Origin of the sequence: Rhizobium sp. UBA1881, from assembly GCF_002338015.1 — a bacterium.
Classification (GTDB): domain Bacteria; phylum Pseudomonadota; class Alphaproteobacteria; order Rhizobiales; family Rhizobiaceae; genus Rhizobium.
The window spans coordinates 22,031-32,498 of the sequence record NZ_DDHH01000176.1 but is presented as its reverse complement, the minus strand read 5'-3'; the positions used below and the strand labels follow the sequence as shown (position 1 = coordinate 32,498).

The 10,468-nt window shown below is 63.8% G+C and carries 8 protein-coding genes; 2 read left to right on the top strand and 6 right to left on the bottom strand.

All coding sequences use genetic code 11. The features are described from left to right. Both B3605_RS21705 and B3605_RS21700 read right to left on the bottom strand, forming a co-directional pair. Nucleotides 1-1,861 (bottom strand): hypothetical protein (locus B3605_RS21705; protein WP_296435990.1); only part of this gene is annotated, 1,861 nt, incomplete at its 3' end. Nucleotides 1,862-1,921: 60 nt separating this feature from the next. Beyond that, nucleotides 1,922-3,217, bottom strand: coding sequence for an adenylosuccinate synthase (locus B3605_RS21700; RefSeq protein ID WP_047514597.1), 1,296 nt, complete (start codon nt 3,215-3,217; stop codon nt 1,922-1,924). 199 nt (nt 3,218-3,416) lie between these two features. Here B3605_RS21700 and B3605_RS21695 point away from each other — a divergent pair, with 199 nt between their 5' ends. Continuing rightward, the gene (locus B3605_RS21695; protein WP_018897066.1) at nt 3,417-4,328 is read left to right on the top strand and encodes a DMT family transporter; all 912 of its coding nucleotides are present in this window, start codon (nt 3,417-3,419) and stop codon (nt 4,326-4,328) included. Here B3605_RS21695 and B3605_RS21690 read toward each other — a convergent pair whose 3' ends face one another. After that, nucleotides 4,329-5,174, bottom strand: a complete 846-nt coding sequence (locus B3605_RS21690; protein ID WP_112945346.1) for a GNAT family N-acetyltransferase — start codon at nt 5,172-5,174, stop codon at nt 4,329-4,331. Between the two features lie 333 nt (nt 5,175-5,507). Here B3605_RS21690 and B3605_RS21685 point away from each other — a divergent pair, with 333 nt between their 5' ends. Continuing rightward, nucleotides 5,508-7,370, top strand: a complete 1,863-nt coding sequence (locus tag B3605_RS21685) for an SGNH/GDSL hydrolase family protein (RefSeq protein ID WP_112945345.1) — start codon at nt 5,508-5,510, stop codon at nt 7,368-7,370. On the opposite strand, the gene B3605_RS21680 is transcribed toward B3605_RS21685, so the two are convergent. Genes B3605_RS21680 through B3605_RS21670 form a run of 3 tightly spaced genes read right to left on the bottom strand, consistent with a single transcriptional unit; the run spans nt 7,353 to nt 10,458 of the window. Continuing rightward, nucleotides 7,353-7,967 (bottom strand): DapH/DapD/GlmU-related protein, encoded by a 615-nt coding sequence (locus B3605_RS21680; RefSeq protein WP_112945344.1) that lies wholly within the window; start codon nt 7,965-7,967, stop codon nt 7,353-7,355. The two genes, B3605_RS21685 and B3605_RS21680, sit on opposite strands and share 18 nt — an antisense overlap. Then, nucleotides 7,964-9,292, bottom strand: a complete 1,329-nt coding sequence (locus B3605_RS21675) for a hypothetical protein (RefSeq protein ID WP_112945343.1) — start codon at nt 9,290-9,292, stop codon at nt 7,964-7,966. The genes B3605_RS21680 and B3605_RS21675 overlap by 4 nt, the downstream gene beginning before the upstream one ends. Next, nucleotides 9,289-10,458, bottom strand: coding sequence for a hypothetical protein (locus B3605_RS21670; protein ID WP_296435984.1), 1,170 nt, complete (start codon nt 10,456-10,458; stop codon nt 9,289-9,291). Before B3605_RS21670 ends, B3605_RS21675 begins: the two co-directional genes overlap by 4 nt. Nucleotides 10,459-10,468: the final 10 nt, after the last annotated feature.

Genomic DNA, 10,468 nt, shown 5'->3' with positions numbered 1-10,468 from the left:
CGGCCGTGCCGGAAGCGGCGGCCGGCGGTGTCGTGCCTGCGGCGGCAGGTGCGACCGGGTCGGCGGAAGCGACATTCTGCTCGGCGACGGACTTGCCTTCGGCGACCTGCGTGCTTGGTGCCGCGGCTGGGCCGCTATCGACCTCAGTGCCATCGGCCATCAGCCGCTGCGTGAACTTGTTGCCTGCAGCAGAACCGTCGGCGGAGGCGGCGCCGTTCTGCGCGGCATCAGGCGTCGCAGCAGCCGGCTTGGCATCGCTCGTCTGGTCGGCGGGCGCTGTCGTGCCTGCGACAGGCGGCGTCTGCGCGGTCTGCGATGGTGCTGCGCTGACGAGGCCCTTGACCATTTCGGTCAAGGCAGCCTGGTGCGTATAGGCGGCATAACCGCCGCCGCCGACAACGCCCAAAGCGATCAGAAGCGCGATGATGGAGCCGATGCCGAAACGACGACGCTTCGGCTCCATGCGGAAATTCTTGCCCTGGAACTTCGAGGCGATGTCGTCGTCGCTGTTTCCAACCGACAGGCCATCGTCATCCGCGGCAACGACGCCACGATTATCGTAGCCGCGAAGCCTTGTTGCTTCCTGCCAGTCGTCGCCGGCGAGAGGCTCGTTCTTCGGCGTCGGTCCGCCGTGAATTTCGGAGAAGAGATCGACATCCTCGTAGGATGTGGCAGCCGGTGTCTTCTTGTCGTTGTCGATCGGCGGCAGATCGTCGAACGCAGCCGCTTCCCAGGAGAAGCTCTCATTGGCGACAGGCATCTTGGCCGGTGCGGCCGGTACCGGCGCCGCAGCGTAGTCGATGCTCGACACCACCTCGTCGAAGGCGCGCGCCGCATCATTGGCGGCAGGCGCTGCATGCGAGGTCTCGGAGAACTGGCGCAGCTCTTCGAGCGCCCAATCCGTCGGCTCAACCGTCTTCGTGGACGGTTCCGGCACCTCTTCGGCCGGCTCGTTCCAAACCGGGTCGAAATGACCGGCGGCGTCGGCATGAATGGGATCGTCCTGCGTCTGCTCGACGAACTGATGCGGCGGCTCGAAAACAGGAACCGGCTCGACGAGACGGTTGCTCAGGTCGAAATCGCGCGCAACCGGCTGCGCCCGCAGCGCATCGTCGATGACAGGCTCGGCATAGGGCTCAACGTCGGGTGCGGCAGCGAAATCATGGCCATGCGTTTCGCGCGCGGCATCATACTGGTCCTCGACCGGCAGTTGCCAAGGCTCGACCAGCTCCGGCTCGGAGGCGGCGGACACATGCGGCGCTTCCTCGAACACGGGCTCTTCATGCGAATGCGCGGGCTCGTGATAGACTTCCGGCTCGGGCTGAACTTCCGGCTCTTCGTGAACCTCGGCTGCATGCACCGGCGCCGGCTCTTCGTAAACCGGCTCCTCATGCACGACAGGGTCGGCAGCAACCGGAGCCTCGGGCTCGACGGGCGCTTCGTAAGCCGGTTCCCCGTAAACAGGTTCTTCCTGCGCGGGCGCCTCGTAGGCGGGATGCTCGTAAGCGGGCTCGGCTTCCGGTGCCTCTTCCGCCTGTTCGGCGACTGGCTCTGGTGCCGCGGCAACCTCGGGCTCGGGCGCGACTTCGGGCTCCGGCGGCGCTTCCGTCACCGGCTCGGCGACAGCGGCCTGGTCCTCGGCCGGCAGCGCATCGGCATGCTCGGCTTCGACTTCACGAATGGCGGCTTCGAGCTTTTCCAGCTGGCGCTGCAGCATGGCCTCGGGCGGACGCGGCTTCATGTTCTCGAGCTGCCGCTGTACGGCACCGCGAGCACGCTCGTAAACCTTCACCCGCATATCGGGAGTGTTGTCGGTCAGGCCGTCAACCGCCCGCCGGATAACTGCGATAAAATCCGCCATACGTACTTTCTCTAAGAGTGTGGTTCGCCGCGCGAACCACACAAATAATCATATAAAACCTTAATCCTCAAAAGGATCGGTCACAAGTATGGTGTCATCGCGCTCAGGACTTGTAGACAGGAGAGCGACGGGGGCGCCGATCAGCTCTTCAACCTGGCGGACATACTTGATCGCCTGGGCAGGCAGATCGGCCCAGCTGCGCGCGCCGACGGTCGATTCCTTCCAGCCCTCGAGCGTGATGTAGACGGGCTCGACGCGCGCCTGGGCAGCCTGGCTGGCCGGAAGATAATCGATCTCCTTGCCGTCGAGCTTGTAGGCGACGCAGATCTTCAGTTCGTCGAGACCATCGAGAACGTCGAGCTTGGTGAGCGCGATGCCCGTGATGCCCGAGGTCTTCACCGTCTGGCGAACCAGAACGGAATCGAACCAGCCGCAGCGGCGCGGACGGCCGGTATTGACGCCGACTTCGCGACCGACGGTCGAAAGATGCTTGCCGACCTCGTCGTTCAGCTCGCACGGGAACGGACCTTCACCGACGCGGGTCGTGTAGGCCTTGGTGATGCCGAGGACATAACCGATCGCTGTCGGGCCGAGACCCGAACCGGCGGCAGCCTGACCGGCAACCGTGTTCGACGAGGTGACGAACGGATAGGTGCCGTGGTCGTTGTCGAGCAGCGCGCCCTGCGCGCCTTCGAACAGGATGCGGGCGCCGGCCTTGCGCTGGTCGTCGAGGATACGCCAGACCTGGTCGACATAGGGCAGAACCTGGTCGGCCACGTCGTTCAGTTCCTTCTCCAGCGATTCCACCGAAATCTCCGGCAGGCCGAGGCCACGGCGCAGAGCATTGTGGTGCGTGAGCAGGCGATCGATCTTGGCCGGCAGCGCTTCCTTGTCGGCGAGGTCGATGGCGCGGATCGCGCGGCGTCCGACCTTGTCTTCGTAGGCGGGGCCGATGCCGCGGCGGGTGGTGCCGATCTTGGTACCGCTGTTGGAGGCAGCATCTTCACGGAAGCCATCGAGATCGCGATGCAGGGACAGGATCAGCGGCGCGTTGTCGGCGATGCGCAGAATCTCGGGCGATACGTTGACGCCCTGGGCACGCAGCTTCTCGACTTCGGCGACGAAATGATGGGGATCGACGACGACGCCGTTGCCGATGACGCTGAGCTTGCCGCGCACGAGGCCCGACGGCAGCAGCGCCAGCTTGTAGCTGACACCATCGATGACCAGCGTATGGCCCGCATTGTGTCCGCCCTGATAGCGCACGATCACATCGGCACGTTCCGAAAGCCAGTCGACAATCTTGCCCTTGCCTTCGTCACCCCATTGCGAACCGACCACAACTACGTTCGTCATTCACGTCTTCCTGTTAAAGGCGGATTTAACCGCTCCCTGCTCAAACCCGCGCATCTATAAGGCTTTGTTTTTGGGAAAGCGACCCTGTATTGCCGTCTGAATTGGCTTTTTACGTGACAAATCAGCTATTGGCAGGCTATTTGCCGCCATCGTCGGAGGAAGTTCTGCGCCCGCGCAGCCGACCGGGAGAGAATCGGCCGTGCAGTTTGCCGCCTACATATGCCTTGTCGTTGCCGCGATGTGCTGGGGTGGCAATACCGTTGCCGGAAAACTGGCGCTCGGTCACGTCAGCCCGATGATGCTGACCTCCCTGCGCTGGTTCGTCGCAACGGCGATCATTGCCGCCATATCCGTGCCGCAGCTGAAGCGCGACTGGCCGGTCGTGCGCAAAAACCTCCCTCTGCTGTTCTTTTACGGCATCGTCGGCTACACGCTCTTCAATGCCATGCTCTATTCCGCGGTAAAATATACGACCGCCATCAATGTCGCAATCGAGCAGGCAGGCATCCCGATGCTGATATTCCTGCTCAACTTCCTGTTCTTCCGCACCGGCGTGTCGCTGGCCCAAATCCTGGGTTTCGCGATGACCTTGCTCGGCGTCGCACTCACCGCCGCCCATGGCAGCCTGACCACGCTCCTGGAGCTCGGCCTCAACACCGGCGACGGCCTGATGCTGGTCGCGGTCGCCGCCTACTCCGTCTACACCATCTTCCTGCGATGGAAACCGCCGCTCGACTGGCGCACGCTGATGGCGGTGCCCGCGCTCGGCGCGATGCTCAGCGCGCTGCCGCTTCTGGCCTGGGAGGCATCGAAGGGTGCGGCTCAGCTTCCCGACGGCACCGGATGGCTCATCACCATCTACACGGCGATCTTCGCCTCGCTGATGGCGCAGGTTTTCTACATCAAGGGCGTGGAATGGATCGGCGCCAACCGCGCGGCGCTCTTCATCAATCTCGTGCCCGTCTTCGGCACGCTGTTTTCGGTGGCCCTGCTCGGCGAAACACTGCAGACGTTCCACATCGTGGCACTGGTCTTGACGCTCGGCGGCATCGCCATCGCCGAAAAGGGCCGCCCCAATCGAGTAGCCCCAGCGACGTCGGACGCGAGCTAGCTAGCCCAGTTCCAATGTGGTGACGCCGAAGACATTCTTCAGCGGAACCGTGGGAACGGCGCCGCGATACATACGAGATGTCTCGAACACAGGCTTCAGCCCCATACCGACGGCAAGCGCCACCGCGTCGCGATTGTCGGAGGGGATATCGATGAACACCCGCGCGCCCTTCGCCTCCTGCCCGAGCGTGGAAAGCAGCGCCGCGGCGCTATCCGCATCGGCGGCAAACAGCGGCCCGATCTTGTATCCGTCATAACAGCGGCGGATCGTGCCATAGCCACGGATTTTGCCGCTCTTGCGCACGACGGCCGTGCGCCGATGCTTGCGGTTGGTGCACCACGAGGTCACGAAGGCCGGGCGCTGCGCCGAAAACACGCTGGCATCATAACGCACCAGCCCATCCAGCTTGTCGGTCACCGGCGTGGCGGTCAGCGACGACGACGGCAAGGAGCCGATCACGCCGCCATAGCGAACCGTCTTGTAGGCTTCCTCGAAGCCGGCCTTGCGGTAATTTTCCTGCTGGGCAACCACGCCGTCGAGCCCGATGCTGCGGCCATTCGCCGAGGCGATGCCGGCATCCCAGATCGCCCTGCCGTAACCCTTGCCGCGAAATTCCGGGTGAACCATGTAGAGCCCGAGAAAGGCCAGGTCGTCGCCATACTTGACGACAGAGATCGAGCCAACGGGAACTTCGCCGACCGCGCCGACGAAAAACCCCGATGGATCCGCGTCATGAAAGGGAAGCGAATCGTCGAGACCTGGATTCCACCCCTCCTGGCGCGCCCATTCGAGCACTAGCTCCAACTCACCGGGCCGCATGGGGCGAACGGCAAACTCCGAATTCATGCAATCTTCCCAATCAGGCCCACGGCGAGCGCACACAGGCGGCATAATATGATGAAATCAAGTCTAGCGGCCGCGATACGCGATCGATGACCAGGAAACATGTTCTCTACGGAAGCGATCTGCATCGATCGACATGATGTCGAACACGGAAAACCTTCCGGCCGGAATCATCATGGAACAAGGAACCTGTAATCTCAAGATAATTACTTAACGGAGCATGAAGCGAGCAATGCTCTGCGCTGTTTGATTGGAAAAGAACTTGCGCCGACAGGTCATCCCCGTCTCCCGACACTGAATTAGGATATTTTTCCCAGTTCTCACAGGAGACCCGCAATGCTTCTCGGTATCGGCCTTTCGACTGCCCAATCCCCCGCCCGGCAACGCTTACACCCTCGCGCCATCATCGCATTCGGCGACAGCCTCACCGAGGGCGCAGGCGCATCGTCCCGCGACACCACCTTCCCAGCTATCGCCGCCAGCCTCTTCGATCCGCCGAGAACGATTATCAATCGCGGTATCGGCGGCCAGACCTCGACCGAGATCGCAGCCAGACAAGGCGGCGTGCCGCTCAAGCTTGCCGTGGCCGGCGGCGATATCAGGAACCTCTATCCCCATACGCGCGACTGGATGGACCGGTTCGAGACCGGCATCGTCAACGGCCTCACCCATGAATGCATCCACAAGGGCATCGACGAAAACGGCCTGCCCTATGGCGACATCAGGATCCATGGGACGGCGACAGCCGGCTTCACCGACATCGGCCGACAGATCTACGGCACTATTACCGCCAACTACTCGGCCGAGCCAGGCACCCCCTGGACGATCTCAAGCGAAATTCAGATGATCGCCGGCTCCACCTCAGGCATAGCGGGCATGCGCCTGCTACTGATCGAGGCCGACGAACTCGGCGGCTACCTCAGCGAAATCGCCGCGCCCGCTTTCACGCTCGATGGCACGCGAAGCCACGTCTCGGCGACGGCGACCAACACCCACGGCTTCATCCGCTCCACCCACCTGCTCGATATCATCCCAGGCAGCGCGATCGACATCACACTGCGTATCTTCCCCGGCCAATTCGAACAAGGCGCGACCGCGACCGCGCTGCAGCTGACACCCGGCGACGGCGAAATCCCGGCCTACCACCCGGAATTCTCGCGGCGATGCCGTTTCGATCAAGATAGCGACGGCTGGCTGCCGCGCCTCCAGGACGGCCACGCGACCCCGGTCTCGACGCTAGACGGCAAACTAATCGTCGAAAACGACGACGCCGGCGTGCTGCGAGGATGCGAACTGGCCATCGCCGAAATCCCCGGCGGCCAGATCATCCCAGGCGGCAAGCTCATCCACATCGCCTTCGACATCGAGCTCATCGACGGCAGCAGCCAGATCCATGTCGGCGGCCTCAGCGCACTGGGCGGCAGCTGGGCGACGACGACATCGGACGGCGACCCGACATGGCCGATCTCGGCGAGCGGTCATTACGAACTGGTTTTCTCAGCCGGCAATCTCGCCAGCGCAAACCCTACCTGCGGGGCAATCGCCTTCCTCAGCAGCGGCAGCCTTCTCCGCTGGTCGCTCGACAACATCGTCATCGAATGGGGCGACGAGACCCCGCAAGTGGAGGTCCTCTACCGATCGATCGAGGCGCTGCACGGCGCCAATGGCGCCGTCGGCCTCAGCGGCACGCTGGCCGGCGTGGAGGGCACGCTGACGACCGATGGCGGCACGCGCCACCTGTTCACGCGCAGCCATGCGGGCGATGCCGTGCCTGTCGTATACGCCACGCCCTTCTTGCCCAGCGATGCGACCACAGGCCAGATCCAATGGCTATGGGCCGGCCGCAACAATGCGGTCACGCCCGAGACCGTTCTCTCCGACATCGCGGCCATGACGGCCAATGTGCCCGGCGGCCGCTACCTGATCGGCTCGATTCTACCGTCGTCCGCCGACGCCCCCGAAACCCGCCAGACGATCGCCACCCTGAACGCCACACTGGCTACCCTCTACGCGACACGCTTCGTCGATCTCCACGCCGCCCTTGCAGCCTCAGCAAACCAAACGACCGAGGATCAACAGGACATCGCCGCCGGCCTCATTCCAAGATCGCTTCGCGCCGACGCCCTGCATCTGAACGACCAGGGCTATGCAATCGCCGCCGCAGCCTGGGTGTCGGCTACGCTAGCTATGGGCTGGTAACGCGCGCGCAGCTATGGGCTGGTGACGGGCGCGGATCGGACGCACCGGATTGCCGGCGTAAACGGTCCACGCGGCAAGATCGCTGAAGGCAACGCCCCGCGCCCCTAAAACCGCCCCCTCCCCGATCGAAACGCCAGGGCCGACAAAGGCCTCGGCCGCGACCCAGGCAGCCGCGCCAATGGTGATCGGCTGAGCAATAAGCTGGAACGACGCATCATCGATATCATGCGAACCGGTGCACAAATGCGCGCCCTGCGAGACCACCACGCCGCGACCGATACGAACCGGCGCAATGCAGTAGACGATCGCTCCACGACCGATCAGCGTGTTCTCCTCCATGACCAGATGCGGCGGATACCAGATCCGCGCCGATCCATGCACCCGCGCATTGTTGGCCAACCGAGCCCCAAACAGCCGCAACAGAAACGCCCGCCAGCGATGCAACGGTGCCGGCGTCCAGGCGGCCAGCAGCGCCCAGGTGATCCCCCAGGCGAGCCGTAGCGCGCGGTGCCTAACGCTAAAACTCGGCCCGCCCTCGCGCGAGCCGGACTTCGAGGCGTCGAGTATGCCGAAATTCTCCTGCGCATTACCGCTCATCGTCGCAACCGTTCCCTATAGAGCAGCGCCGTATAAGCTTGGTCCCGCACCGGCCGGGAGATCGCCAGCAGGACTAAGATCTGGCAAACAAACAACGGCAGCACTGCGCCAACAGGGCCACGCAGCAGGATCGGCATCGACGAGGCGATGAGAATACGCGACACGCTGACACCGCCGAACACGCCCCACTCCGCCATCAGCACCGACCGCAGCAGCAGGGCCGCAACGACCCCGCCGAGCGCAACGCCGGCAAAACCGAAATCCATGTAGAGATCACAGCCGACGAAGAAGGACAGGTTCGGCGTCCCGTACATGCCCGCCGCAAACAGCTCGTTGCCGACATCGAGCCCGCCGACGACAGGCTTTCCGGGCCAGACCGCGCGCGGCACGAAGAACAACAGGATGGCGGTGAGCTTCTCGCCCCACATCTGGTCATGCGCCGACATGAAGCGCACCACATGAACCGCCATGTCGAAGACATCGACCGAGGGAATATCGAAGAAGTTGCCGAAGACGGATATCTCGGAAAGATCGCCCACGCCGTCCAGTCCAAGCCGCGTGGTGATGTTCAGCACCGGAAACAGGATCGTCAGCGCCAACAGCCCGACGACATAAAACCACGTAGCCGGAACCCTGCCGCCACAAAACGCCAACACGACCGGCCCCCATACGGCCAGCAGCATGAAGCGCGGCGCGTTGAACGGATTTCGCGAGACCGCCAGCAAGGCGATAACGAGAAGCAGCGGAGCAAGAGAGATCAGTCGCGATCGGGACACATGAAACCGCACCGCGACAAGGCAAGCGGTCACCGACTGCAGTCCGAGAAATAACAGGCTGCCGATGAAAGCCTGCGCCGGGTCCTGCTCCAGCCGCGACGACAAAAGCCGCTCCATTCCGCCTTCGGATGCTACGAAGGATACGAAGGCGAGCGCGTTCAAGGCCAGCAGAACCGGCATCGGCAAAATCGAACCACCCGCTTCGGCGGCTGGCTCATCTCGCTCCATCGGGACAAACAGGAACGGCAGGCAGAAGAGCACCACGATCATCATGGCGGCAATGAACTCGTGCGGCTCGTAGGCATAGGCCGTGATCGCCGTCGCGCCGCCGATCCGGTCCCCATGCATGCGCTGCAGCGGCGAGATCACGAAGTAGACGAAGAGACAGAACCAGAAGACATCGCCGATCTGGAACCGGCGCGACCGAATGCGATACAGCCCGACCAGCACGATCAGAAACATCGGCAGCGTCAGCAGAACGACGAAGAGGCTGTCGGCGAAGGGCAGATTGGCGAGATAAAGCGCAGTAACGGTCCACAGCCTGATCATGCGCTGACCCGCACAATCTTCCGCCCGTCCGATCGCCGGAACACCGAGGGCCAGATCACCAGCGCCCCAACCACATGCGCCACCAGGGCTGGCTGCGCCAGCCCGACAAGCCCAAGCAACGCCCCGAGACCGGCGCTCGCTGCAAAGCCGATCAGCATGGCAAGCACGGCTGCAACAGCAACAATCCGAAAGCGGCCAAGCCCCTGCGCCGCCTGCCCCAGCGTCTGCGACAGCGCGCCGGTCAGCACCCCGACAGAGAAGAGCGCCACCACCAGACCCGATTGCGCGAAGGCGCCACTCATCAGCAAGAAACAGCCGCCGCCAGCCAGCGTCAAGCCAAACGCCAGAGCGGCGGCGAGCAGCGTCGCCAGACGCTGCGCCTCGAATGCCACCCTCAACGTGGCATCACCCTGCTGAAGAGCGCGGACCATATCGGGAAAATGCGCGCGCCGCACGAACTCCAGAACCTGCGAGGCGGCCGCCGCGATCTGCCTGCCATAGACGAACAATCCCACACCCGCCTGCCCCAGAACTGCCGCGCAGACCACGATCTGAAACCGAAACGACAGCTGCCCCGGCAGGATCGCAACGAGCGCAGCGGCACCCTCACGGGCAAACGCGCCGCAGTCAACGACGCTGACCGGCGCCACACGCATCGGGCAGCCCAGCCGCCAAAGCATGACCAGTTGCGCAACGACCGCGACGGCGTAGCCCAGCGACAGCGCCACCCCGAGGATCATGCCCGCATCGGCCGATTGCGCCCCGGCCGCGACCAGTGCGACAGCGGACGCGATATAGGCGAGCATCCCGGTCAACCCGCTGATTCCGCTGAGCCCCAGCCCATCGAAGACGCCGGCCGCGTTGAATGCCGATATCAACAGCGCCGGGATGGCGGCGGGAATATAGGCCCGGGAAAATCCGTCTCCGCCAAGCCGCGCATAGACAAGCGCCGCCAGCGCCAGCACGAGCGCAACGCCCAACCGAACAACCGAGGCCTGCCAGTAGCAGCGCCGCGCCACATCCAGGACCTCGCGATCCCCCGCCAGCGAAATCCGTCGCGCGACGACAACAGGCGCGCCGAAGTCGACAACCATCAATGCCAGGATCGCAAAGGAGAAATGGGTCGCGAACGCCGCCAGGAGATCGAGCGCGCCGCGATGGATCAACCATGTCTGC

Coding starts and splice junctions, on each gene's coding strand:
- B3605_RS21680 (WP_112945344.1), bottom strand. CDS start 7,967: ATGAGCGGTAATGCGCAGGAGAATTTCGGCATACTCGACGCCTCGAAG.
- B3605_RS21675 (WP_112945343.1), bottom strand. CDS start 9,292: ATGATCAGGCTGTGGACCGTTACTGCGCTTTATCTCGCCAATCTGCCC.
- B3605_RS21700 (WP_047514597.1), bottom strand. CDS start 3,217: ATGACGAACGTAGTTGTGGTCGGTTCGCAATGGGGTGACGAAGGCAAG.
- B3605_RS21685 (WP_112945345.1), top strand. CDS start 5,508: ATGCTTCTCGGTATCGGCCTTTCGACTGCCCAATCCCCCGCCCGGCAA.
- B3605_RS21690 (WP_112945346.1), bottom strand. CDS start 5,174: ATGAATTCGGAGTTTGCCGTTCGCCCCATGCGGCCCGGTGAGTTGGAG.